Source organism: Stutzerimonas kunmingensis (assembly GCF_900114065.1).
GTDB lineage: Bacteria > Pseudomonadota > Gammaproteobacteria > Pseudomonadales > Pseudomonadaceae > Stutzerimonas > Stutzerimonas kunmingensis.
Genome location: NZ_FORS01000001.1, coordinates 172,842 through 195,480, shown reverse-complemented (window position 1 = coordinate 195,480; position 22,639 = coordinate 172,842). Strand labels below are relative to the sequence as shown.

22 protein-coding genes are annotated in these 22,639 nt (G+C 60.7%); 18 read left to right on the top strand and 4 right to left on the bottom strand.

Translation table 11 applies throughout. The features are described from left to right. Positions 1 to 26 precede the first annotated feature (26 nt). Positions 27 to 491: a CopD family protein gene (locus tag BM275_RS00955; RefSeq protein WP_090519004.1), complete on the bottom strand. Its 465-nt coding sequence runs from the start codon at positions 489 to 491 to the stop codon at positions 27 to 29. A gap of 87 nt (positions 492 to 578) precedes the next feature. Here BM275_RS00955 and dinG point away from each other — a divergent pair, with 87 nt between their 5' ends. From dinG to pdxH, 4 genes are all read left to right on the top strand, one after another. Next, the gene (gene dinG, locus BM275_RS00950; protein WP_090519003.1) at positions 579 to 2,723 is read left to right on the top strand and encodes an ATP-dependent DNA helicase DinG; all 2,145 of its coding nucleotides are present in this window, start codon (positions 579 to 581) and stop codon (positions 2,721 to 2,723) included. Between the two features lie 109 nt (positions 2,724 to 2,832). Then, positions 2,833 to 3,981: a serine hydrolase domain-containing protein gene (locus tag BM275_RS00945; protein WP_090519002.1), complete on the top strand. Its 1,149-nt coding sequence runs from the start codon at positions 2,833 to 2,835 to the stop codon at positions 3,979 to 3,981. Between the two features lie 136 nt (positions 3,982 to 4,117). Further along, positions 4,118 to 4,744 (top strand): OmpA family protein, encoded by a 627-nt coding sequence (locus BM275_RS00940; protein ID WP_045666256.1) that lies wholly within the window; start codon positions 4,118 to 4,120, stop codon positions 4,742 to 4,744. A 196-nt stretch (positions 4,745 to 4,940) separates the two neighbouring features. After that, the gene (pdxH, locus tag BM275_RS00935) at positions 4,941 to 5,588 is read left to right on the top strand and encodes a pyridoxamine 5'-phosphate oxidase (RefSeq protein ID WP_045666257.1); all 648 of its coding nucleotides are present in this window, start codon (positions 4,941 to 4,943) and stop codon (positions 5,586 to 5,588) included. A 224-nt stretch (positions 5,589 to 5,812) separates the two neighbouring features. Here the strand turns inward: pdxH and BM275_RS00930 are convergent, their stop codons facing one another. After that, the gene (locus tag BM275_RS00930) at positions 5,813 to 6,049 is read right to left on the bottom strand and encodes a hypothetical protein (protein WP_090519001.1); all 237 of its coding nucleotides are present in this window, start codon (positions 6,047 to 6,049) and stop codon (positions 5,813 to 5,815) included. A 164-nt stretch (positions 6,050 to 6,213) separates the two neighbouring features. On the opposite strand from BM275_RS00930, the gene BM275_RS00925 reads away from it, so the two are divergent. From BM275_RS00925 to BM275_RS00895, 7 genes are all read left to right on the top strand, one after another. Then, the gene (locus BM275_RS00925; protein WP_046621300.1) at positions 6,214 to 6,675 is read left to right on the top strand and encodes an outer membrane lipoprotein; all 462 of its coding nucleotides are present in this window, start codon (positions 6,214 to 6,216) and stop codon (positions 6,673 to 6,675) included. Positions 6,676 to 6,891: 216 nt separating this feature from the next. Further along, positions 6,892 to 9,684 carry a monovalent cation/H+ antiporter subunit A gene (locus BM275_RS00920; protein WP_090519000.1) on the top strand — a complete coding sequence of 931 codons (2,793 nt, stop codon included), beginning with the start codon at positions 6,892 to 6,894 and terminating at the stop codon, positions 9,682 to 9,684. Then, positions 9,684 to 10,013 carry a Na+/H+ antiporter subunit C gene (locus BM275_RS00915; RefSeq protein ID WP_003299385.1) on the top strand — a complete coding sequence of 110 codons (330 nt, stop codon included), beginning with the start codon at positions 9,684 to 9,686 and terminating at the stop codon, positions 10,011 to 10,013. The genes BM275_RS00920 and BM275_RS00915 overlap by 1 nt, the downstream gene beginning before the upstream one ends. After that, on the top strand, positions 10,010 to 11,509 hold the full coding sequence (locus tag BM275_RS00910; RefSeq protein ID WP_023443741.1) for a monovalent cation/H+ antiporter subunit D: 1,500 nt from the start codon (positions 10,010 to 10,012) through the stop codon (positions 11,507 to 11,509). Before BM275_RS00915 ends, BM275_RS00910 begins: the two co-directional genes overlap by 4 nt. Beyond that, positions 11,506 to 12,006, top strand: coding sequence for a Na+/H+ antiporter subunit E (locus BM275_RS00905; RefSeq protein WP_090518999.1), 501 nt, complete (start codon positions 11,506 to 11,508; stop codon positions 12,004 to 12,006). Before BM275_RS00910 ends, BM275_RS00905 begins: the two co-directional genes overlap by 4 nt. Beyond that, positions 11,991 to 12,260 (top strand): K+/H+ antiporter subunit F, encoded by a 270-nt coding sequence (locus BM275_RS00900; RefSeq protein ID WP_003299380.1) that lies wholly within the window; start codon positions 11,991 to 11,993, stop codon positions 12,258 to 12,260. Before BM275_RS00905 ends, BM275_RS00900 begins: the two co-directional genes overlap by 16 nt. 10 nt (positions 12,261 to 12,270) lie before the next feature. Continuing rightward, a complete protein-coding gene (locus BM275_RS00895) occupies positions 12,271 to 12,600 on the top strand; it encodes a Na+/H+ antiporter subunit G (RefSeq protein WP_003299378.1) in 330 nt (109 codons plus the stop codon). Between the two features lie 53 nt (positions 12,601 to 12,653). On the opposite strand, the gene BM275_RS00890 is transcribed toward BM275_RS00895, so the two are convergent. Together BM275_RS00890 and map are read right to left on the bottom strand one after the other, a co-directional pair. Then, positions 12,654 to 15,356, bottom strand: a complete 2,703-nt coding sequence (locus BM275_RS00890; RefSeq protein WP_090518998.1) for a [protein-PII] uridylyltransferase — start codon at positions 15,354 to 15,356, stop codon at positions 12,654 to 12,656. Positions 15,357 to 15,393: 37 nt separating this feature from the next. Continuing rightward, a complete protein-coding gene (gene map / locus BM275_RS00885; RefSeq protein ID WP_014819901.1) occupies positions 15,394 to 16,176 on the bottom strand; it encodes a type I methionyl aminopeptidase in 783 nt (260 codons plus the stop codon). Positions 16,177 to 16,461: 285 nt separating this feature from the next. Between map and rpsB the strand changes: the two genes are divergently transcribed. The 7 genes from rpsB to ispC all read left to right on the top strand — a co-directional run bounded on the left by rpsB (position 16,462) and on the right by ispC (position 22,586). Then, positions 16,462 to 17,202: a 30S ribosomal protein S2 gene (rpsB, locus tag BM275_RS00880; RefSeq protein ID WP_014819902.1), complete on the top strand. Its 741-nt coding sequence runs from the start codon at positions 16,462 to 16,464 to the stop codon at positions 17,200 to 17,202. 127 nt (positions 17,203 to 17,329) lie between these two features. After that, a complete protein-coding gene (gene tsf / locus BM275_RS00875) occupies positions 17,330 to 18,193 on the top strand; it encodes a translation elongation factor Ts (protein WP_014819903.1) in 864 nt (287 codons plus the stop codon). A 200-nt stretch (positions 18,194 to 18,393) separates the two neighbouring features. Then, positions 18,394 to 19,137 (top strand): UMP kinase, encoded by a 744-nt coding sequence (gene pyrH / locus BM275_RS00870; RefSeq protein WP_014819904.1) that lies wholly within the window; start codon positions 18,394 to 18,396, stop codon positions 19,135 to 19,137. Further along, entirely contained in the window at positions 19,134 to 19,691 is a 558-nt protein-coding gene (gene frr, locus BM275_RS00865) for a ribosome recycling factor (RefSeq protein WP_014819905.1), read from the top strand. Before pyrH ends, frr begins: the two co-directional genes overlap by 4 nt. A 137-nt stretch (positions 19,692 to 19,828) precedes the next feature. Continuing rightward, positions 19,829 to 20,590 carry a polyprenyl diphosphate synthase gene (uppS, locus tag BM275_RS00860; protein ID WP_014819906.1) on the top strand — a complete coding sequence of 254 codons (762 nt, stop codon included), beginning with the start codon at positions 19,829 to 19,831 and terminating at the stop codon, positions 20,588 to 20,590. Continuing rightward, positions 20,584 to 21,399 (top strand): phosphatidate cytidylyltransferase, encoded by an 816-nt coding sequence (locus BM275_RS00855; protein ID WP_090518997.1) that lies wholly within the window; start codon positions 20,584 to 20,586, stop codon positions 21,397 to 21,399. The genes uppS and BM275_RS00855 overlap by 7 nt, the downstream gene beginning before the upstream one ends. Next, positions 21,396 to 22,586 carry a 1-deoxy-D-xylulose-5-phosphate reductoisomerase gene (gene ispC, locus BM275_RS00850; protein ID WP_046621282.1) on the top strand — a complete coding sequence of 397 codons (1,191 nt, stop codon included), beginning with the start codon at positions 21,396 to 21,398 and terminating at the stop codon, positions 22,584 to 22,586. Before BM275_RS00855 ends, ispC begins: the two co-directional genes overlap by 4 nt. The last annotated feature ends 53 nt before the right edge of the window (positions 22,587 to 22,639 follow it).

Here is a 22,639-nt window from a genome sequence, read left to right as displayed (position 1 = left end):
GTGCCCGGCTGTTTTATTTACGGCTGTCAGAACGACGGCCGTGCGCTGGCTAGCGCGATCACCAGCAGGCCGAGCAGGAGGTTGATACCCACCAGTCGGCGAATCTGCCCGAGCACCGCACCACCGTCCGGCCACCGCTCGGCCTCGACCGCGCGCTTGAGGACCGGCAACTGCAGTAACTGAATACGCAGAAACAGCGCCAGCATCACCAGGTACAGACCGGCCATGATGTGAACATAGCGCGGTGCGCTTTCCAGCGGGCCGAAACGCATGTGCCACATGCCGATGCCGCTTAGCGGCAATACCAGCACCGCCACCCAGACCCAGACGAAAAAACGTCGGAACACATCTGCCCATAAGGTCAACCGCTCCGGTGCCTGCAGCACCGCCACCGCCGCCGGGCGCAGCACCATCCAAGCGAAAAACATTCCGCCCACCCAGACTGTCGCGGCGAATACATGCAGGGTGTAAAGCAGGGCAAATGACGTCATGGGGCAAATCTCCGGTGGCGGCAGGGCGAACGCGCGCTATCATAGCCGCCCCATTGAAGTACTGAAAATATATACAGCTCCGCGCCCATGCTCAGCACCGAACTCAAGTCCCAGATCCAGGGCGCATACAGCCGTTTTCTCGAAGCCAAGGGGCTCAAGGCCCGCTATGGCCAGCGCCTGATGATCGCCGAGGTCGCCAAGGTGCTCGGCACTATCAAGACCGATGATGAAGGGCGTCGCGAGAGCGAGCCCGCGGTCGTCGCGGTCGAAGCGGGCACCGGTACAGGCAAGACCGTCGCCTACAGTCTGGCGGCGATCCCCACCGCCAAGGCGGCTGGCAAGCGGCTGGTAATCGCCACGGCAACGGTCGCCCTGCAGGAGCAGATCGTGCACAAGGATCTGCCGGACCTGATGCGCAACAGCGGACTGAATTTCAGCTTCGCATTGGCCAAGGGCCGCGGGCGCTACCTGTGCCTGTCAAAGCTGGATCTGTTGCTGCAGGAGGGCCAGGCGCAGAGCGCGACCGCCCAGTTGTTCGAGGAGGAAGGCTTCCGCATCGAGGTCGACGAGCGCAGCCAGAAGCTCTTCACCGGCATGATCGAGAAGTTGGCGGGTAATCGCTGGGATGGCGACCGCGACAGCTGGCCGGAGGAGCTGGGCGATGCGGACTGGTCGCAGCTCACCACGGATCACAGCCAATGCACCGGCCGGCATTGCCCCAACTTTCAGCAGTGCGCGTTCTACAAGGCGCGCGAGGGCATGACCAAGGTCGACGTGATCGTCACCAACCACGACATGGTTCTGGCAGACCTGGCCCTTGGCGGCGGTGCGGTGTTGCCCGATCCACGTGACACCATCTACGTCTTCGACGAAGGGCATCACCTGCCGGACAAGGCCATCGGTCACTTCGCCCATTTCACTCGGTTGCGCTCCACGGCTGACTGGCTCGGGCAGGTGGAAAAGAACCTGACCAAGCTGCTTGCCCAACATCCGCTGCCGGGCGAGCTCGGTCGGCTGGTGGAGGGCATTCCAGAACTGGCTCGTGATCTGCGCACCCAGCAGCAGTTCATGTTCAGCGCCTGTGAGCAATTGGCCGATTTCAAGGCCGGTGAGGACATGGAGGGCCGTGAGCGGCCGCGGCACCGCTTCATCGGTGGCGTGGTGCCGGAGCATCTGATCGAGCTGGGCACCGAGCTGAAGAAGGGTTTTTCCAAGCTGACCGATCTGTTCAGTCGGATTGCTGAACTGCTCAAGGAGGCCATGGACGGCGAAGCAGGTGGCGGAATCGCCAGCCATCAGGCCGAGGAGTGGTACCCGCTGTTCGGCAGTCTGCTGACGCGTTCGCAGAACAATTGGGAGTTGTGGACCGCATTCACCGTCGAAGACCCGGAGGATAGCCCGCCAATGGCGCGCTGGCTGACCCTGGCGGAAGGTGGGGCGCTGTTCGATATCGAGGTCAATGCCAGCCCGATCCTTGCAGCGGAAACATTGCGGCGCAATCTCTGGAATGTCGCCTTTGGTGCGCTGGTGACATCGGCGACGCTCACGGCGCTGAACAGTTTCGACCGCTACCGCATGCGGGCCGGTTTGCCCAAGGCTGCGGTCACCGCCGTGGTGCCGAGTCCTTTTCATCATGCCGATGCCGGGGTGCTGCGCGTCCCCGATCTGAAGGCCGATCCGCGCGATGCTGCAGCACACACGGCAGCCATCGTCCGCGAACTGCCGGGATTGGTCGAAGGTGCACGGGGAACGCTTGTACTGTTCTCGTCACGCAAGCAGATGCAGGACGTGTTCGACGGCCTGGAGCGTGAATGGCGTCGGCGGGTGCTGATCCAGGGCAACCTGTCCAAGCAGGAAACCCTGAACAAGCACAAGGCGCGGGTGGACGATGGCGAGTCCAGCGTGCTGTTCGGGCTTGCCAGCTTTGCCGAAGGTGTCGATCTGCCGGGGGCATACTGCGAGCATGTGGTGATTGCGAAGATTCCGTTTGCGGTCCCCGATGACCCGGTCGAGGCCGCATTGGCAGAGTGGATCGAGGCGCGCGGCGGCAACCCCTTCATGGAGATCGCCGTTCCAGATGCCTCTCTGCGACTGGTGCAGGCCTGTGGGCGGCTGCTGCGTACCGAAGCGGACCGTGGAACCATCACGCTGCTCGACCGGCGGGTGGTGACGCAGCGCTATGGCAAGGCGATCCTCAATGCGCTGCCGCCGTTCCGTCGCGAGATCGGTTGATAGGCGAGATAACCGGTCGCGATATCACCTCATCACCGCTTCGTCTGGCGGTTTTGTTGCGTAATGGCGGCTGCAAGAATCCCGAGAATTGATTGCGAGAGGTGACAGCGTGCAGGTTCAGGGCTATTTCGATCTTCGTTTCGAGGCCGTTCGCGATGCGTTCGGCGCGCTGTTCGATGGCACCCAGCAGCGCGGCGCGGGACTCTGCGTGCAGATCGGCGGCGAGACGGTCGTCGATCTCTGGGCCGGCTTTGCCGACAATCAGGGCGAGCAGGTGTGGCACAGCGATACGGTGGTCAACCTGTTCTCCTGCACCAAGACCTTCACCGGGGTTGCTGCGCTGCAGCTGGTTGAGGAAGGCAAGCTGCAGCTGGATGAGCCCGTCGGCCGTATATGGCCGGAGTTCGCAGTCAATGGCAAGGAAACCATCACCCTGCGTCAGCTGCTCTGTCATCGGGCGGGATTGCCGGCGATTCGCAGACCGCTAGCCGCCGAAGCGCTGTACGACTGGGACGTCATGACCGCCGCGCTAGCAGCCGAAGAGCCATGGTGGACGCCCGGCACCGATCAGGGCTACGCGGCGATGACCTACGGCTGGCTGGTTGGTGAGCTCCTGCGTCGTGTCGATGGCTGTGGGCCTGGGGAGTCGATCGTTCGTCGTACGGCGGTGCCGCTCGGGCTTGACTTCCATATCGGTCTCGGCGATTCAGAGGCTCATCGTGTCGCTTATCTCACGCGCACCAAGAACGACTTCGGTGACGCTGCCGCGCAGCGCCTGTTCAAGGCCTTGATGAGCGAGCCGGAGTCAATAAGTGTCCGGGCCTTCAACAATCCACCGTCCATCATGAGCAGTGGTAACAAGCCGGAATGGCGACGCATGGCGCAGCCGGCAGCCAACGGCCATGGCAATGCCCGCTCGTTGGCGGGTTTCTATACAGGGTTGCTGCAGGGCAAACTTCTGGATGAGTCGCTGCTGCGCGAGATGACCAGCGAGCAAAGCACCGGACAAGACCGCACTCTGTTGGCGGCCACGCGTTTCGGCCTCGGCTGCTGGTTGGATCAGCCGCACGTCGCCAATGCCACCTTTGGCATGGGAGAGCAGGCGTTTGGTCACCCTGGTGCCGGTGGCAGTGTTGGTTTTGCCGATCCGGAGCGTGAACTGGGGTTCGGTTTCGTGACCAATACCCTCGGCCCCTATGTGCTGATGGACCCGCGTGCGCAATCGCTGGCGCGCAGCGTTGCAGCATGCCTGCGTTGAACCACTCGTCACTTCTGGCCTCGCACGCTTTTCAAAAGAAGGGCTTGCGTCCACAATTTCAACTCGAACTCAATAGTGGCCTCACCTCGATTGGTCGCACCCTCCTAGAACGCTTCTGGTTGACGGAACCTGCCTCATGAACCTGCTGAAGAGCGTCTCCCTGATTTTCTGCATGATCGTCGTTGCCGGCTGCAGCTCGAAGAGCGAGAAACCGAGCGAGGCCGCTGCCCCGGCTACGGTCAAGGTGGATTACGCTTGGCTCGATGAGTACGAGCCGCAGTTGAAGGATGCGCTCGTGGGCAGTGGTTTCGAGGTGGAGCGCCGTGACAGCGTGCTGGTGGTGACAGCGCCGGTGGACTCGTCCTTCAATCCGGATCGTCCCGGCATGCTCCTGCCGGTAACCCTCGGGCCGATCACTCGTGTTGCAAAGCTGGTCGAGAAGGACGACAAGACTGCCGTAGTCGTACTCGGTCATGCCGACAGCACTGGCTCTGCGGACACCAATCGCACCGTCAGTCGCGAGCGTGCCGGTGCAGTGGCGGCCATTTTCCGCCTGAGTGGCCTCAAGCATAACCGCCTGCGCATTCGAGGCCTGGGTTCCGATATGCCGCGTGCAGCCAACGACAGCAAGGAAGGCCGGGCTCTGAACCGTCGGGTCGAGATGGTACTGGCGCCGCAGGCGACGATGCTCGCATTGATCGCCAAGTACGAGCAGCCGGCGCAGACCGCGACTCAGGTGGCGCAAGCCGAGGTCGCCAAGTAGCGCTGCCAGGCATTGGATATCGACAGGCCCGCATGCGGGCCTGTTTTCGTTGGGCATGGTTGCCTTGAATCAAGCGCGTTGCCTGAGCACGCGGATAAGCTAGTTCATGCAGGCCGGCTGGGTTCAACCACCGTCGCCCGGCGAATGGCCGCCTGGTAGGCTGAAGCCTGCTTATTCGACTACAAGGAGCCCCGCGATGATCCAGACCCTGGCCGATATGCGCCGTGACTACACACGTGACGGACTCAGCGAGGCCAATGCACCAGCCGAGCCGTTCGGATTGTTTCGTCAGTGGTTCACCGAGGCCACGAAAACCGAACAGGCACCGGTGGAGCCTAACGCGATGTCCCTGGCTACGGTCGACTCCGACGGCCATCCTCACTGTCGTATCCTGCTTCTCAAGGCGCTGGATGATCGAGGCTTTACCTTTTTCACCAATTACGACAGCGCTAAGGGTGAGCAACTGAATGCTTCGCCCTATGCAGCCATGACTTTCTTCTGGCCGACACTCGAGCGTCAGGTTCGTATCGAGGGGCGGGTGGAGAAGGTTACTCAGGAGGAGTCGGATGCTTATTTTCAAGTCCGCCCCTTGGGTAGCCGGCTCGGTGCCTGGGCATCGCCGCAGAGCCAGGTGATTCGCGATCGCGCCGAACTTGAGCGTTTGCTGGCGGAAACCGAGCAGCGCTTTCTCGACACGGCGCCCCATTGTCCGCCGCACTGGGGTGGTTATCGCCTGTTGCCGGAGCGTATGGAGTTCTGGCAGGGCCGGCCTAGCCGCCTGCATGATCGTCTCGACTATCGTTTGATCGCAAACAGCTGGCAGCGGGAGCGCTTGGCGCCCTAAATGGTCTCCCAGCAACGAACTAGTCCAGGCGCTGTTGCTCCAAGCCTCTTATACCGGAGAGCGGCGCTTTGCTGGAGCGCCAGCGGGTAAGCTCTCGCGCCGTGCTGGCAACGTTCTGTAACCAGCAAACGATCATCTGGTGCTAGGGGATGTGCTTTCCGATGGTCAGAGACCATGAAAGCGTGGCTTGTTTGTTCGGGTCTGATCTTCTGAAAGTGTCCGAATCAGAGGCCGGGGTAGTGTTGTATCTGCTGCTCCAGCCAGCTTTGTAGTTCCCGCCGCTTGATCTTCTGACTCTTCGCGTCGGCGAGGCGTTGTAGCATCCAGCTGCGCTTGTCTGGGTCGCTGCCGGCGATTGAAAGCGCCAGGTCCCGATCGGCCCAAAGTCGGAAGCGCATGATCAGCCAGCCGTGAAAAGCCAGGCCAGCTATGGTGGTGATGGCTATGATGAAGTAATCCATGGATCGTCTCGGCGAGAGGAACCGGTGCGCCAGGTTCGACTCGCATAGGTATGCTAGGAAGGTAGTAAATGCTGAGTCAGGACGGAGAAGTTGCCAAGCGCTTTTTTGTCGCTACTGCTCATGCCGCCGTTCAGAACGAAACAGCTGTCCGCAGGAGAATTGCAATGCGTAGGTCCATTTATGTCGCTTCCTTTACAGCTCTGACGCTCGCTCTGGGTGGGTGCGCCTCCAGCCTGACCGGAGATACCTATTCTCGGGATGAGGCGCGAGCCGTACAGACCGTGCGTTACGGAACCATCGAATCGCTGCGTCCAGTGAAGATCGAGGGAACCAAGACCCCCATCGGCACCGGCGCTGGCGCAGTGGTTGGTGGCGTTGCCGGCAGTGGCATCGGCGGCGGTCGTGGCAGCGCGGTTGCCGCTGTAATCGGTGCGGTTGCCGGTGGCATGCTCGGTGCCGCGGCAGAAGAGGGGATAACCCGTACCCAGGGTGTCGAGATCACCGTGCGCGAGGATGATGGCAACATGCGCGCCTATGTGCAGGCCGTGGAGCCCAATCAGGTGTTTCGGGTCGGACAACGGGTTCGCATCCTCACCGTCAGTGGTACCAGTCGCGTGGCGCCCTGATCTTCATAGCAGCTGCCCGAGGCTGAGGTCAGAGCGCTGTCACCGCTCCGTAAACGTAACGGTGACAGCGCTTTTTGTTTTTCGAAATACATGAATCCATGACGCCAGCATCATCGGTATGGATAATCGGGCACACATTTATGTGCTGTTTCAGGCAGTTGCTGTGCCTGCAAGGATAAGAATGCCTCCGCTCAGGTGGCTTAAGGGGTCTCGTTCATGGCGCTTGCGCTGATCATCGCTTTGCCATTTCTGGGCATCTTCCTGCCTTTGCTCCTGGAGAGGTTTGGTCGCTCCGCTTGTGCCTTTGGCGCGGGCCTGGCGCCACTGACAGCGCTGATTCTGCTGCTGACCAAACGGGCCGACGTATTTGCCGGCCAAACCGAAATCATCCATTACGAGTGGTTGCCGCAGCTCGGACTCAACCTGAGCCTGCGCCTTGATGGATTGGGCTTCCTCTTCGCCCTGCTGATTCTCGGCATCGGTATTCTGGTCATTCTTTACGCTCGCTATTACCTGTCGAAGAAGGACCCGATGGGGCGATTCTTCGGCTTCTTCTTGCTGTTCATGGGTGCCATGCTCGGCGTGGTGCTGTCCGAGAATCTGCTGCTGATGCTTATGTTCTGGGAGCTGACGAGCCTTTCGTCGTTCCTGCTCATTGGTTACTGGAATCACCGCGCCGATGCCCGCCAAGGCGCGCGCATGGCGCTCGCCATCACCGGAGGCGGCGGCCTCGCCTTGCTCGCCGGTATTCTGCTGATTGGCCATATCGTCGGCAGTTTCGAGCTGACAACCGTGCTCGCTTCGGGCGATCTGATCCGCGCCAATGCCCTGTACCCGCTGACCTTGATTCTCGTGTTGCTCGGTGTGTTCACCAAGTCCGCGCAGTTCCCTTTTCACTTCTGGTTGCCACAGGCAATGGCAGCGCCCACGCCGGTATCGGCCTTCCTGCATTCCGCGACGATGGTCAAGGCCGGTGTCTTCCTGCTCGCTCGGCTGTATCCGGCGCTGGCCGAGTCGGAGTGGTGGTTCTACATGGTCAGCGTCACCGGGCTGGCGACATTGCTGCTGGGTGCGGTGATGGCGCTGTTCCAGCACGACCTGAAAGGCCTGCTGGCCTATTCCACCATCAGCCACCTGGGCCTGATTACCTTGCTCTTTGGCCTGGACTCGCGTCTTGCAGCGGTCGCGGCGATCTTTCACATCATCAACCACGCGACCTTCAAGGCCTCATTGTTCATGGCCGCCGGGATCATCGATCACGAGACCGGCACTCGCGACATGCGCCGCATCAATGGCATGTGGAAGTACATGCCACACACCGCGGCACTCGCGATGGTGGCGTCGCTGGCAATGGCCGGTGTCCCATTGCTCAATGGTTTCCTGAGCAAGGAAATGTTCTTCGCCGAGACGCTCGATCAGCACCTGCTCGGTAGCTTCTATTGGACGATTCCCGCGGCAGCGACGCTGGCCGGTGCGTTCTCGGTCGCCTATTCGCTGCGTTTCGTTCACGACGTGTTCTTCAACGGCGAGCCGATCAATCTGCCGAAGTACCCGCCTCACGAACCTGCCCGCTACATGAAGATTCCGGTGGAAATCCTCGTGTTGCTCTGCCTGCTGGTGGGGATGCTACCGGCTTTCACCGTGGGCCCATTGTTGGCGGCGGCGGTGTCGGGAACGCTGAATGGCAATGTGCCTGAATACAGCCTGTCGATCTGGCACGGCTTCAACTTGCCGCTGGCCATGAGCTTTGCTGCGCTGATTGGCGGGATACTGATCTACTCGCTGCGCAAATGGGCGTTCCGCTGGTACGAAGGGTTGCCGACGGTCGATTCGCTGGAGGTGTTCGAACGGGTGATGGGCGGACTGACCCTCGCTGCACGTCACGTCACCTGTCTGCTGGAAAACGGCTCGCTGCAACGCTACATCGCCCTCATGCTGCTCAGTACGCTGGTGCTCGTGGTTTTTGCGTTGACCCCGTTGGAAACGCTGCATGGGCCGGTCGCGCTGACGCCGCTTGATGGGATCACCGTGCTGGGCATGGCGATTCTGGCGCTGACTTCGCTGCTGACCGTGCTTTTCCATCGCCGCCGTCTGACCGCGCTGATCGTACTCAGTGTCGTTGGTCTCATGGTCGCGCTCGGGTTTGCCCGTTATTCCGCCCCGGATCTGGCGCTGACCCAGCTTTCGGTAGAGGTGGTGACGATCATCCTGCTGATTCTCGCGCTGTTCTTCATGCCCGACCGTACGCCGGCCGAGTCGAGCAGCCTGCGTGCCTTCCGCGATTTCGTTCTCGCGGGCGGCAGCGGCACCATGGTCGCGCTGCTTGCCTACACCGTGCTGACCCGGCCCTATGACAGCATCGCGTCGTACTTCCTCGAGAACAGTGTTTCCGGCGGCGGCGGCAAGAACGTCGTGAATGTGATCCTGGTGGACTTCCGTGGGTTCGATACCCTGGGCGAGATCGCAGTGCTGGCGATCGCCGGCGTAGGCATCTATGCGCTACTCAAAGGCCTGCGCCTGCCGCACCCGGTTCGCGACTACGGCGGGCGACCCTGGTCGGTTGACCGGCACCCCATGGTTCTGGATGCACTTGCCCGCGCGCTGCTACCGATGGCGCTGCTGATTTCCGCCTTCATCTTCCTGCGCGGGCACAACCTGCCGGGTGGCGGATTCATTGCCGGTCTCATCACCGCGGTGGCACTGATTCTCCAATACATCGCGCATGGCGTGAGCTGGGCACAGGCGCGGCAACCGATCAGCTATCACGCACTCTGCGGCGCAGGCCTGCTTATTGCGGGGCTGACGGGGCTGGGCAGCTGGGCGTTCGGCTACGCGTTCCTGACGTCGTCATTCGGGTATTTCCATCTGCCTCTCGTCGGAGAGTTCGAGCTGGCGACTGCAATGCTCTTCGATCTGGGGGTTTATCTGGTGGTTGTCGGCGCGACATTGCTGATTCTTTCCAACATCGGCCAGGTCAGCCAGGACGATTCCAACAGGGAGGTGCTGTAGTGGAAGCGCTGTTCGCGATCACGCTGGGAATCATGACGGCCAGTGGCGTCTATCTGCTCCTGCGTGCCCGGATCTTTCCGGTGGTGATGGGGCTGACGCTGATTTCCTATGCGGTCAACCTGTTCATCTTTTCCATGGGCCGGCTAGCGACCGGCGTTCCGGCGGTGATAGGCAAGAGCGCGGAGTATGGCGATCCGCTGCCGCAGGCGCTGGTGCTTACGGCCATTGTCATCGGCTTCGCCATGACCGCCTTCGTGGTGGTGCTGGCGTTGCGCAGCATCGGAGAGCTGCGTACCGATCACGTCGATGGTGAGGAGCCGCGCAAATGAATCATGCGTTGATTCTCCCGCTGCTGCTGCCGTTGTTCATGGGGGCGCTGTTACTGTTCGCTCATCGCGCGAACAAGTCGACCAAGCGCCTGCTTTCACTGGCGGCAACCTGGACCCTGGTCCCGATTGCGATCTGGCTGGTGCTGCTTGCCGATGATGGCCAGCTGCGGATCTATGCGCTGGGTAGCTGGCAGCCGCCATTCGGCATCATTCTCATGCTGGACCGGTTGAGCGCGCTGATGCTGCTGGTTACGGCGGTGCTGGCTGGTTTCGCAGCGCTTTATGCCTGCCGTGGTGATGATGAGCGCGGGCCGAACTTTCACGCCCTCTATCAGTTCCAGCTGCTCGGCATCAATGGTGCCTTCCTGACCGGCGACCTGTTCAACCTGTTCGTGTTCTTCGAGATCCTGTTGATCTCTTCGTATGCCTTGCTGCTGCACGGCCATGGTCAGCGCAGGGTGCGCTCGGGTATGCACTATGTTGTGCTGAATCTGCTCGGCTCCTCGCTGTTTCTGATCGGCGTGAGCATGCTCTACGGACTGCTGGGCACCCTGAACATGGTCGACATGGCTGCCCGTGTGAGCGCGGCCGATCCGGCCGATGCGCCGCTGCTGGCGGCCGCCGGGTATCTGCTGCTGGTGGTGTTCGCGCTCAAGGGCGCAATCCTGCCGCTGTACTTCTGGTTGCCGCGGGCTTATGCATCGGCCACCGCGCCGGTCGCTGCGCTATTCGCGATCATGACCAAGGTCGGTCTGTACGCGATCATTCGTGTGTTCACCCTGGTCTTCGGCAGCGAAGCGGGCGAGTTGAGCGGCATGGTCGATGTCTGGCTCTGGCCGCTAGCTCTGCTGACGCTCGGTGCGGCCGTGATAGGCGCATTGGCCGCTCGCAGCCTGCAGGTGCTGCTGGCCTATCTGGTGGTCGTGTCGGTGGGCACGCTTCTGGCGGGTATTGCGCTCGGCAGCGAGGCCGGGCTTGCTGCGGCACTTTATTACCTAGTCCACAGCACGCTGGTTGCGGGCGGCTTGTTCCTGCTCGCCGATCTGATAGCTCGTCAGCGCGGTGACCTGGGGACCGATCTGATTTCGGCGCCTGCGCTGCGTCAGCCGCTGCTGCTGGGCACGCTGTTCTTCATGGGCGCCATCTCCGTGGCCGGTTTGCCTCCGTTCTCCGGCTTTCTCGGCAAGGTGATGCTGCTGCGTGCCATCGAGCTTGGCGCAGACGCGATCGCACTGTGGGCCGTGGTGCTGGTCGGCGGGCTGGGCATGCTGATTTCACTGAGCCGAGCCGGCAGCCTGGTGTTCTGGCGTCCCAGTGCCGAGGCGGTGGGGCAGCCTGCCGATGCCATTCGGGTTCTGGCGACGGTCGGCTTGCTGCTTGGTAGTGTGATGCTGGTTGTCGCCGCCGGCCCGTTGCAGGCGTTCGTGCAGGCAACTGCTGCGCAGCTGCTGGATGTTGCGCCTTATCTGCAGATCCTTCAGGGAGGTGCGGCATGAAAGCGCGCTGGTTACCTAATCCCGCCCTGACCTTGATGCTGGCCATTCTCTGGCTGCTGCTCAACAACACGCTGAGCTTCGGGCAGTTCTTGCTCGGTCTGTTTCTTGGTTGGGCGATTCCACTTCTGGTTCGGGGGTTTCTCGTCGAGGTGCCGCGCATACGCAAGCCGCTGCAGCTGTGCGTGTTCTCACTCAAGGTGCTCTACGACATCGTTGTGGCCAATGTGCACGTTGCCAAGCTGGTGCTGGGACCGAAGAAGAACCTGCGTCCTGCGTTCATCGAGGTGCCCATGGCCATCGAGAACGAGTTCGTCCTGTCCACCCTGACCAGCATCATCTCGCTGACGCCTGGGACGGTGTCAGCCTGTCTGAGTGAGGATCGCCAGATGCTGATGGTGCATGCGCTGGACGTGCCTGATGTCGATGCGCTGATCGCTGACGTCAAGCGTAACTATGAAGCGCCACTGCTGGAGATCTTCGAATGCTCGCCTACGTGATTCCGTTCTGTATGGCCGTTTTGGGGCTGGCGGCGGTGTTGAATGTCGTTCGTCTGGTCCAGGGGCCGGACATGCCCGACCGAGTGCTCGCGCTCGATACGCTGTACATCAACGCGCTCGCGCTTATCGTGCTGTTCGGCATCTGGCTCGCCTCCGACCTGTTCTTCGAGGCTGCACTGCTGATTGCCGTGATGGGTTTCGTCAGTACCGTCGCAGTCGGTAAGCACCTGCTGCACGGCGACATCATTGATTGAGGGAAACGACATGCCATTCTGGATCGAAGTGCTGGTAAGCGTGTTCCTTATTATCGGCAGTCTGTTCGCGCTGATCGGTGCGATCGGCCTCTACCGGCTGCCGGATTTCTACACGCGCCTGCATGGCCCGACCAAGGCGACGACGCTGGGTGTTGGCGGTATCGTGATCGCGTCGATGATCTTCTTCAGCAGCCAGAACGATGGCTTGAGCCTGCACGAGCTGTTGATCACGCTGTTTCTCTTCCTCACTGCGCCGGTCAGTGCGCACATGCTGGCTAAGGCTGCAATGCAGCAGAAACTGCCAGCTGTCGAACAAACGCGGGGTCAGCCCTGGGATTGAGCCTGCCTCCTACCTTTCTTACAGCGCCAGGTAGGTTAGCAGGCGAGGTCATCTCAGATCAGGATGCTGCTCGGTGAGGGTTGCTGTTCGTTCTCCTGCTGCAGCTCCTTGACGAGCGCCTGCTGCAGGCGCAGACAGAACTGCGGGTCGGACAGCGGCTGATTGTCTGCGTCGGTGACGAAGAATACGTCCTCCACGCGTTCGCCCAAGGTCGCGATCTTGGCGTTCTGCACCGATAGATCGAAATCGAGGAACAGTTGGCCCACACGCGCCAACAGGCCGGGCCGGTCCGGTGCAATGATTTCCAGAATGGTCTGCGGCCGCTGTGTGTCGTTGTGGATGGTGACCTGCGGCGGGAAGGCGAAGTGCTTGAGTTGCCGTGGGACACGGCGCTGGATGATTGTCAGGTAGTCGTCCGGGTTGCGCAGGGCGGCGATCAGGCCGCTGCGAATCTCCTCGATCCGCTTCGGATTATTGCCGATCGGGCTGCCGTCGGCGTCCAGCACGATGTAGGTGTCCAGCGTGAACTGGCTGCTCGACGTCAGAATGCGTGCGTCATGGATGTTCAGGTTGAGCTGATCCATGGCCGCCACGGTCACGGCGAAGAAGTCATGCTGGTCCGGTGCGTAGATGAATATCTGCGTGCCGCCTTCGAATTCGCGCTGCGTGGTTTCCTTGATCAGGACCAGCGGGCCGCCATTGGCCGGGTGCTCGATGATCGCATCGGTGTGCCAGGCGACATCGGTGGCGGTGTGGCGCAGGAAATAGTCGTCACCCAGCTGCGCCCAGAGCTGCTCAGCATCGTCCGGATCGGTACCTTGGCGGACCAAGTCATCCAGCGCGGCACGTTGGGTCTGGCGAATCTGCTCTTCGCGCCCCAGCGGGTTTTCCAGCCCGCGTTTCAGGGCTCGCTTGGTTTCGGTATAGAGCTGACGCAGCAGGCTCGCACGCCAGGAATTCCACAGGGTCGGGTTGGTGGCGTTGATGTCGGCCACGGTCAGGACGTAGAGATAGTCCAGGTGCGTCTCGTCGCCGACCAGTTGGGCGAAATCATTGATCACCTGAGGGTCGGACAGATCCTTGCGCTGCGCAGTGGTGGACATGACCAGATGGTTTTCCACCAGCCAGACCACCAGTCGGGTATCCCACGCCGGCAGCTTGTGACGACTGCAGAATTGCTCGGCATCCACCGCGCCGAGCTCCGAATGGTCGCCGCCACGGCCCTTGGCAATGTCGTGATAGAGCCCGGCAATGTAGATCAGCTCTGGTTTGGGCAGCCTTTCGACCAGCTTGCTGGCCAGCGGATACTTCTCGGCGACGCCCGGCTTGGTCAGCTTGCGCAGGTACTTGATGACATTGAGCGTGTGCGCGTCGACGGTGTAAATGTGGAACAGGTCGTGCTGCATCTGCCCGACGATGTGGCCGAACTCCGGCAGATAGCGACCCAGGATGCCGTAGCGGTTCATTCGGCGAAGATTGCGGTGAATACCTTCCTTGCACTTGAACAGCTCGATGAACAGGCTGGTGTTGCGCAGATCCTGGCGGAAGATGTCATCGATCAGGTAGCGGTGATCGCGGAGCAGGCGAATGGTGTCCGAGCGAACGCCTTGGATGTCGGGATGCTGGGCGAGCAGCACGAAGGTTTCCAGGATCGCGAAAGGGGTGCGTTTGAAGATAGCTGCGTTGCTCACCTCAAGGTAGCCGTCGCGTACCTGAAATCGGCTGTTTAGTGGCACGATCGGGCCTGACTCGCCTTCCCGGAGAATCACTTCGGCGAAGTGCTGACCGACAAGATCGCTGAGTTCGGCAATGCTCATGACGATCCGGTAGTACTTCTGCATGAAGCGTTCGATGGCCAGCTTGGCATCATTGTCTTCATAGCCCAGCAGCGCGGCCAAACTGCGCTGATGGTCAAACAGCAGGCGATCCTCGGCGCGACCGGCAAGCATGTGCAGGCCGTAGCGCACCTTCCAGAGAAACTCCTGGGCGGCGGTCAGCAGGCTGTGTTCACCCTCGGTAAGAAAGCCCTGATCGACCATCGCCTGCAGATTGAGCGTGCCGAACTCGCGACGGGCGATCCAGAGGATGGTCTGGATGTCGCGCAGGCCGCCGGGAGAGCCTTTTACATTGGGCTCCAGGTTGTACTCGGTGTTGTTGTACTTGGCATGTCGTGCGCGCTGCTCGTTGCGCTTGGCGAGGAAGAATTCCTTGCTAGGCCACATCTGTTGGGTACTGGTGACCCGTAGCATCGCCTGGCGCAGGCGCTCCGGGCCGGCGATCGTCCGGCTTTCCATGAGGTTGGTGATGACCGTGAGATCGGCGCGCGCTTCGTCGGCGCATTCGGCAACGGAGCGCACGGCCTGCCCGACTTCCAGGCCGATATCCCAGAGAAGGGTCAGAAAGCCCTCGATCGAGTCGCGAAAGATTTCCTGGTCGTTGGCGTCGAGCAGAATGAGCAGGTCGATATCGGAGTAGGGGTGCAGTTCACCTCGGCCGTAGCCACCCACTGCGACGAGCGCGATATCTGCGCCATTGTTCCAGTCGAAGCGATCCCAGGCCGAGCGCAGAATCTGATCGACGAACCAGGCGCGATCCTGAATCAGGCGACGGATGTCCCGACCTGCCTTGAACCGCTCGTCCAGTACCTGCCGCGCCTGGCGTATGGCCTTCTTGTACGCAGCGATGGGGCTGGCCTTCAGAGCCAGCTCCGCCTGAAACTGGCTGCGGTCAAACAGCTCCGGGTCAACCTGGGGCATGCGAACGTCCTCCCGTGGGGGCTGCGGCTGTGAAATCTCAGGCAGAGGTGCGAGCGATGGTGTCGTCGCTGCGCAGAGTGAAGATCTCGTAGCCGTCAGCGGTCACCAGGATGGTGTGTTCCCATTGCGCCGATAGCTTGCGATCCTTGGTGATCGCAGTCCAGCCATCGCCAAGCAGTCGGGTTTCCGAGCGACCCTGGTTGATCATCGGCTCGATGGTGAAGGTCATGCCTTCCTTGAGCTCCATGCCGGTGCCGGCACGGCCGTAATGCAGAACCTGCGGCTCCTCATGGAAGACCTTACCGATGCCGTGGCCACAGTATTCGCGGACCACGGAGAACCCATTCTTCTCGGCATGTTTCTGGATGACTTCACCGATGTCCCCGAGTCGTGCGCCCGGGCGAACCAGCTCGATGCCTTTATAGAGGCATTCCTGAGTGACCTGGCAGAGGCGATCGGCCCACTCGGGCACCTTGCCGACCATGAACATCTTGCTGGTGTCGCCGTGATAGCCGTCCTTGATCACAGTGATATCGATGTTGAGGATGTCGCCGTCTTTCAGCGGCTTGTCGTTCGGGATGCCGTGGCAGACAACGTGGTTGATCGAGGTGCAGATCGATTTGGGAAAGCCCTTGTAGTTCAGCGGAGCGGGAATGGCCTGCTGAACGTTGACGATATGCTCGTGGCAAAGGCGGTCGAGTTCCTCGGTGGTGACGCCTGGCTTGACGTGCTCGCCGATCATCTCGAGAACTTCGGCGGCGAGGCGCCCGGCAATGCGCATCTTCTCGATATCTTCGGGCGTCTTGATGGTGACAGTCATGCAAACCTCTTGTATGCCCGCAGGCGAAGGCAATAACGGAAAGTCGCGATGATAAACCAAAGCGCCTGCGGCCTGCAGGTCAGGGCTGATTGCACCGCTGGGCCTGTTGTAGAGAGTTCAAAGCAGTAGCCTCTCGATGGTCGTTGTGCTATAAAACGCGCCGCTCAGCGGGGAGACCCCGTCGAGCCTAACCCCACACACGTGTCGACACGGTATCCTGGGTGCTCGCAAGAGTTGGATATCGGGACGCGTGGAGGCCTAACCCGACTTATTCGAGGACTGATCATGTCTCAAGTCACTATGCGCGATATGCTGAAGGCCGGTGTGCACTTCGGCCACCAGACCCGTTACTGGAATCCGAAAATGGATAAATACATTTTCGGCGCGCGCAACAAGATCCATATCATCAACCTGGAAAAAACCCTGCCGATGTTCAACGACGCGCTGCGTTTCGTTGAGAAGCTGGCTGCAGGCAAGAACAAGATTCTGTTCGTTGGCACCAAGCGTTCCGCCGGCAAGATCGTTCGCGAAGAAGCTGCTCGTTGTGGCTCGCCGTACGTCGATCATCGCTGGTTGGGTGGCATGCTGACCAACTACAAGACCATCCGCGCCTCCATCAAGCGTCTGCGTGAGCTGGAAGGGCAGTCCCAGGACGGTACTTTCGAGAAGCTGACCAAGAAAGAAGCTCTGATGCGTACCCGTGATCTCGAGAAGCTCGAGCGCAGCCTGGGTGGTATCAAGGATATGGGCGGCCTGCCGGACGCCATGTTCGTCGTCGACGTCGATCACGAGCGCATCGCTATCTCCGAAGCCAACAAGCTGGGTATCCCGGTCATCGGCATCGTCGATACCAACAGCAGCCCGGAAGGCGTTGACTACATCATTCCCGGTAATGATGACGCCATCCGTGCCGTGCAACTCTACCTCGGCTCCATGGCTGACGCTGTTCTGCGCGGTCGCCAGAACGGTGCCGGTGGTGCTGACGAGTTCGTCGAGGAAGTTGCTTCCGAAGCGGCTCAGGGCTGAGTGCGGCGCACTGCAGCGTGACACCCGATGAACAAAAAGGGGGCTAGGCCCCCTTTTTGTCTCTTGCGAATTGATCACCCGTGTATTGGGTGAGTGGTTTAGAAACCAAATCGAGAGGATTCCCAACATGGCAGAAATCACTGCAGCCTTGGTCAAAGAACTGCGCGAGCGTACCGGTCAGGGCATGATGGAGTGCAAGAAGGCTCTGGTCGCCGCTGGTGGTGACATCGAGAAGGCGATTGACGACATGCGTGCCTCGGGCGCCATCAAGGCCGCCAAGAAGTCGGGCAACATCGCTGCCGAGGGCTCGATCGCCGTTCGCGTCGAGGGTGGCCGTGGTCTGATCATCGAAGTCAACTCGCAGACTGACTTCCTGGCTCTGCAGGATGACTTCAAGGCGTTCGTCAAGGAAAGCCTGGACGAGGCCTTCGAGCAGAAGCTGACCGATGTGGCCCCGCTGATCGCTTCTCGTGAATCCGCGCGCGAAGCGCTGGTCGCCAAGTGCGGCGAGAACGTCAACATCCGTCGCCTGACCGCAGTGGAAGGTGAAGTGGTTGGTGCTTATCTGCATGGTCACCGCATCGGTGTGCTGGTCACCCTGAAGGGTGGCGATGCCGAGCTGGCCAAGGATATCGCCATGCACGTGGCTGCCAGCAATCCTGCGGTTCTGAGCCCGGCTGATGTTTCCGAAGAGCTGGTTGCCAAGGAAAAGGAAATCTTCCTGCAGCTCAATGCCGACAAGATCGCCGGCAAGCCGGAAAACATCGTCGAGAACATGGTCAAGGGCCGCATCAACAAGTTCCTGGCCGAAGCCAGCCTGGTTGAGCAGGCGTTCGTCAAGAACCCGGAAATCAAGGTTGGTGAGCTCGCCAAGAAAGCTGGTGCCGAAATCGTATCCTTTGTTCGCTACGAAGTAGGCGAGGGCATCGAGAAGGCCGAAGTCGACTTTGCTGCTGAAGTTGCTGCTCAGGTCGCTGCGACCAAGAAATAAGGCCGCTTCGGTGGTTCTGGCAAAGAGGCTGCCCGCTCACGCGCGCGGCCTCTTTGTCGAATTGGGCAGCGGAATTGTTTTTTTGTCACGATATAGTCATCGCCTGGCACCAACCCCGGGTTGAGCTGTCAAAGCGCAGATATTTTTTTGTCTGAGTCATTCAGACTTGATCACAGCACGCCGCAGGAGATAACACGCCAATGGCTCAGCAGATGAGTGCACGCAATCCTCGCTATAAACGCATTCTGCTCAAATTGAGCGGCGAGGCCCTGATGGGCTCCGAAGACTTTGGCATAGATCCCAAGGTCCTTGACCGTATGGCTCTGGAAGTCGGCCAGTTGGTGGGCATCGGCGTCGAGGTCGGACTGGTCATCGGTGGTGGCAACCTCTTTCGCGGTGCTGCGCTCTCGGCGGCCGGTATGGATCGCGTCACCGGCGACCATATGGGTATGCTGGCCACCGTGATGAACGCGCTGGCCATGCGCGACGCGCTTGAGCGTTCGAACATCCCGGCGCTGGTCATGTCTGCCATTTCCATGGTCGGCGTGACTGATCACTATGACCGTCGCAAGGCGATGCGTCATTTGAAGACCGGCGAGGTGGTTATTTTCTCCGCCGGTACCGGCAACCCATTCTTCACCACCGACTCGGCCGCCTGTCTGCGTGCGATCGAGATCCAGGCGGATGTCGTGCTCAAGGCCACCAAGGTCGATGGTGTTTACACCGCAGATCCGTTCAAGGATCCGAATGCGGAGAAATTTGCCGAGCTCACGTACGACGAAGTGCTGGATCGCAAGCTTGGCGTGATGGATCTGACAGCCATCTGTCTGTGCCGCGACCACAACATGCCGCTGCGGGTCTTCAACATGAACAAGCCCGGCGCCCTGCTCAACATCGTGCTAGGTGGCGCTGAAGGAACCCTGATCGAGGAATCGAAAGAATGATCAACGAGATCAAGCAAGACGCGCAGGAGCGCATGAAGAAAACCCTGGAATCGCTGGACCATGCATTCGCCAAGATCCGTACCGGCCGTGCGCATCCCAGTATTCTCGATAGCGTTATGGTCTCCTATTACGGTTCCGACACTCCGCTGCGTCAGGTTGCCAACGTAATCGCCGAAGACTCCCGCACTCTGGCATTGACAGTGTTCGACAAGAGCATGATCCAGGCGGTAGAGAAGGCGATCATGACCTCGGACCTGGGTCTGAATCCGGCCACCGCTGGCACCACGATTCGTGTGCCGATGCCCGCGCTGACCGAGGAGACCCGTAAGGGCTACACCAAGCAGGCCCGCGCAGAGGCCGAGAACGCCCGAGTCGCAGTGCGCAACATCCGCCGTGATGCGATCGCGCAGCTGAAGGACCTGGTCAAGGAAAAGGAAATCAGTGAGGACGAGGAACGTCGTGGCCAGGATGACGTCCAGAAGCTAACCGACAAGTACGTTGCCGAGATCGACAAGGCCCTCGAAGCCAAAGAAGGCGACCTGATGGCCGTATAAGGCCGGCATCGAATCGCTGCTGTCGTGTCCTGAATCGGGTGACCGGTTCGTGATGCGACAGTGCAGATGCCCCAGAGCTGTTGCTTGCAGCTTTTTCTTTTGGTTCGCAGCGTGTTTTAGCGCAAGTAGAGTTGTTCATGGAAAAGGTCAGGCAGATCGCCGGGCGGAATGTACCCCGTCACGTGGCGATCATCATGGATGGCAACAATCGCTGGGCGAAGAGGCGTTTGCTGCCCGGTGTGGCCGGGCATAAAGCCGGTGTCGACGCGGTTCGCGCCGTGATTGAGGTCTGCGCCGATTCCGGCGTCGAGGTGCTGACACTGTTTGCGTTCTCCAGCGAGAACTGGCAGCGCCCGGCAGATGAAGTCGGTGCGCTGATGGAACTGTTCCTGTCGGCGTTGCGGCGTGAGGCGCGCAAGCTCGATGAGAACGGCATTCGCCTGCGCATCATCGGGGATCGTGCCCGTTTCCATCCCGAATTGCAGGCCGCGATGCTGGAGGTGGAAGAGATGACTTCCGCCAATCATCGTTTCGTCCTCCAGGTTGCCGCCAATTACGGTGGGCAGTGGGACATTCTTCAGGCGGCTCAGCACTTGGCTGCCGAGGCGCAGTCCGGGCGTCTGAATCCGGCGGAAATTACGCCTGCTCTGTTTCAGAGCTATCTGGCGACCGGCGATATGCCGTTGCCCGATCTGTGCATTCGCACCGGCGGTGAGCGGCGCATCAGCAATTTCCTGCTTTGGCAGCTCGCCTACGCGGAACTGTATTTTTCCGATCTTTATTGGCCCGACTTCAAGCACGTTGCCATGCGCAAGGCGCTCGCCGATTTCGCCACTCGACAGCGGCGATTTGGCAAAACGGGCGAACAGGTCGAAAGCGAGGTCAAGGCCGAATGCTGAAGCAGCGCATCATCACCGCCGCCATCCTTCTGCCCGTCGCGATCATTGGGTTCTTTCTCCTTCACGGGCTCGCTTTCGCCATCTTCATTGGGCTGGTCGTTGCGCTAGGTGCCTGGGAATGGGCCCGGTTGGCCGGGTTCGCGGGCCAGCCAGTGAGAATCGGTTATGCGGCGCTGGTCGTGGTGCTGCTTGCCGTGCTGTATCAACTTCCGGCACTGGCCCCCTGGCTGTTGGCGCTCGCCGTGCTCTGGTGGCTGGCAGCAACCTATCTGGTGTTGACCTATCCGCAGAGCAGTCGTCTCTGGGGTGGCTCCGCTGGCAGTCTGGTGATCGGTCTGGCGATTCTGCTTCCGTCGTGGCAGGCACTGGTCGTGCTCAAGCAATGGCCATTGGGTAACTGGTTGATCCTTGCCGTGATGATTTTGGTCTGGGCTGCGGATATCGGGGCGTATTTCTCCGGCAAGACGTTCGGCAAGCGCAAGCTTGCACCGCAGGTCAGTCCTGGCAAGAGCTGGGAGGGGCTGATAGGTGGCCTGTTGACCAGTCTGCTGATCACGCTGGCGGTCGGCATTTACCGCAGCTGGTCGGTGCGAGAGCTGGTGCTAGCGCTGCTGGGTGCAGCGGTGGTGGTGTTGATCTCGGTGATCGGTGACCTCACCGAGAGCATGTTCAAGCGTAGCTCGGGCATCAAGGACAGCAGTCAGCTGCTGCCCGGGCATGGCGGTGTAATGGATCGCATAGACAGTCTTACCGCGGCCATTCCGATCTTTGCGGTGCTTCTTTGGCTTGCTGGCTGGGGCGTGCTGTGACACGACCTCTACAGATAACCGTGCTGGGGGCGACCGGTTCGATCGGACTTAGCACACTGGATGTCATCGCTCGTCATCCCGATCGCTATAGCGTATTTGCGCTTACCGGCTTCAGCCGGCTCGCCGACCTGCGTTCGCTCTGTCTCAAGCATCGTCCTAGCTACGCAGTGGTCGGTGATGAAGCGCAAGCCGGCGTGCTGCAGGGGCAGTTGCAGTCCGATGGCGTTGCCACTCGAGTGCTGAGCGGCGAGGGCGGTCTAAGCGAGGTGGCGGGCCATCCCGAGGTCGATGTCGTGATGGCTGCAATCGTCGGTGCCGCTGGGCTGAAGCCGACTCTCGCCGCCGTGCAGGCAGGCAAGCGAGTGTTGCTGGCGAACAAGGAAGCGCTGGTAATGTCCGGCGCGTTATTCATGCAGGCACTGCACGATAGCGATGCGGTGTTGCTGCCGATCGATAGCGAACACAACGCGATTTTTCAATGCTTGCCATCCGATTATGCCCGTGGGCTTGGTGCTGTCGGTGTGCGGCGGATATTGCTCACCGCTTCTGGCGGGCCGTTTCGAGATATTGCGCCGCAGCTTCTGGCGGATGTATCGCCGGAGCAGGCGTGCGCTCATCCCAACTGGTCGATGGGGCGCAAGATTTCCGTGGATTCGGCCAGCATGATGAACAAGGGGCTTGAGCTGATCGAGGCCTGTTGGTTGTTCAACGCGCGACCAGATCAGGTCGAGGTGGTGATTCACCCGCAAAGCGTTATCCACTCTATGGTGGACTACGTGGATGGTTCGGTGCTCGCGCAACTCGGCAATCCCGACATGCGTACGCCGATTGCGCATGCGCTGGCATGGCCGGAGCGAATCGATTCCGGTGTATCGGCGCTGGATCTGTTGCAGGTTGGGCGGCTGGATTTCCAGGCGCCGGACAACCTGCGCTTCCCTTGTCTGCGGCTTGCTCGCCTGGCCGCGGAGACCGGTGGTACGGCGCCGGCGATGCTCAATGCCGCGAACGAAGTGGCGGTTGACGCCTTTCTCAATCGACGCATCCGCTTCACCGAGATCGCGAGTATCATCGACGACGTGTTGAATCGAGAGGCGTCGGTTCCGACTGTCTGCCTTGAAGATGTACTGGCAGCTGACAACCAGGCTCGTGAAACTGCCGGCCTCTGGTTGAGCTGCCGCGGGCGATAGGGTCTGCCGGCCTCGCGGCTTGCAGCGAAACGTCAACAGACCCACTCCCGGAG

What these genes read in the sequence shown, in the direction of transcription:
- tsf (WP_014819903.1), top strand. Translation starts at nt 17,330, where the DNA reads ATGGCAGAAATCACTGCAGCCTTGGTCAAAGAACTGCGCGAGCGTACC.
- BM275_RS00930 (WP_090519001.1), bottom strand. Translation starts at nt 6,049, where the DNA reads ATGGATTACTTCATCATAGCCATCACCACCATAGCTGGCCTGGCTTTT.
- frr (WP_014819905.1), top strand. Translation starts at nt 19,134, where the DNA reads ATGATCAACGAGATCAAGCAAGACGCGCAGGAGCGCATGAAGAAAACC.
- BM275_RS00955 (WP_090519004.1), bottom strand. Translation starts at nt 491, where the DNA reads ATGACGTCATTTGCCCTGCTTTACACCCTGCATGTATTCGCCGCGACA.
- uppS (WP_014819906.1), top strand. Translation starts at nt 19,829, where the DNA reads ATGGAAAAGGTCAGGCAGATCGCCGGGCGGAATGTACCCCGTCACGTG.
- BM275_RS00920 (WP_090519000.1), top strand. Translation starts at nt 6,892, where the DNA reads ATGGCGCTTGCGCTGATCATCGCTTTGCCATTTCTGGGCATCTTCCTG.
- BM275_RS00940 (WP_045666256.1), top strand. Translation starts at nt 4,118, where the DNA reads ATGAACCTGCTGAAGAGCGTCTCCCTGATTTTCTGCATGATCGTCGTT.
- map (WP_014819901.1), bottom strand. Translation starts at nt 16,176, where the DNA reads ATGACTGTCACCATCAAGACGCCCGAAGATATCGAGAAGATGCGCATT.
- BM275_RS00910 (WP_023443741.1), top strand. Translation starts at nt 10,010, where the DNA reads ATGAATCATGCGTTGATTCTCCCGCTGCTGCTGCCGTTGTTCATGGGG.
- BM275_RS00900 (WP_003299380.1), top strand. Translation starts at nt 11,991, where the DNA reads ATGCTCGCCTACGTGATTCCGTTCTGTATGGCCGTTTTGGGGCTGGCG.
- dinG (WP_090519003.1), top strand. Translation starts at nt 579, where the DNA reads ATGCTCAGCACCGAACTCAAGTCCCAGATCCAGGGCGCATACAGCCGT.
- BM275_RS00890 (WP_090518998.1), bottom strand. Translation starts at nt 15,356, where the DNA reads ATGCCCCAGGTTGACCCGGAGCTGTTTGACCGCAGCCAGTTTCAGGCG.
- BM275_RS00855 (WP_090518997.1), top strand. Translation starts at nt 20,584, where the DNA reads ATGCTGAAGCAGCGCATCATCACCGCCGCCATCCTTCTGCCCGTCGCG.
- BM275_RS00895 (WP_003299378.1), top strand. Translation starts at nt 12,271, where the DNA reads ATGCCATTCTGGATCGAAGTGCTGGTAAGCGTGTTCCTTATTATCGGC.
- BM275_RS00905 (WP_090518999.1), top strand. Translation starts at nt 11,506, where the DNA reads ATGAAAGCGCGCTGGTTACCTAATCCCGCCCTGACCTTGATGCTGGCC.
- BM275_RS00925 (WP_046621300.1), top strand. Translation starts at nt 6,214, where the DNA reads ATGCGTAGGTCCATTTATGTCGCTTCCTTTACAGCTCTGACGCTCGCT.
- pdxH (WP_045666257.1), top strand. Translation starts at nt 4,941, where the DNA reads ATGATCCAGACCCTGGCCGATATGCGCCGTGACTACACACGTGACGGA.
- rpsB (WP_014819902.1), top strand. Translation starts at nt 16,462, where the DNA reads ATGTCTCAAGTCACTATGCGCGATATGCTGAAGGCCGGTGTGCACTTC.
- pyrH (WP_014819904.1), top strand. Translation starts at nt 18,394, where the DNA reads ATGGCTCAGCAGATGAGTGCACGCAATCCTCGCTATAAACGCATTCTG.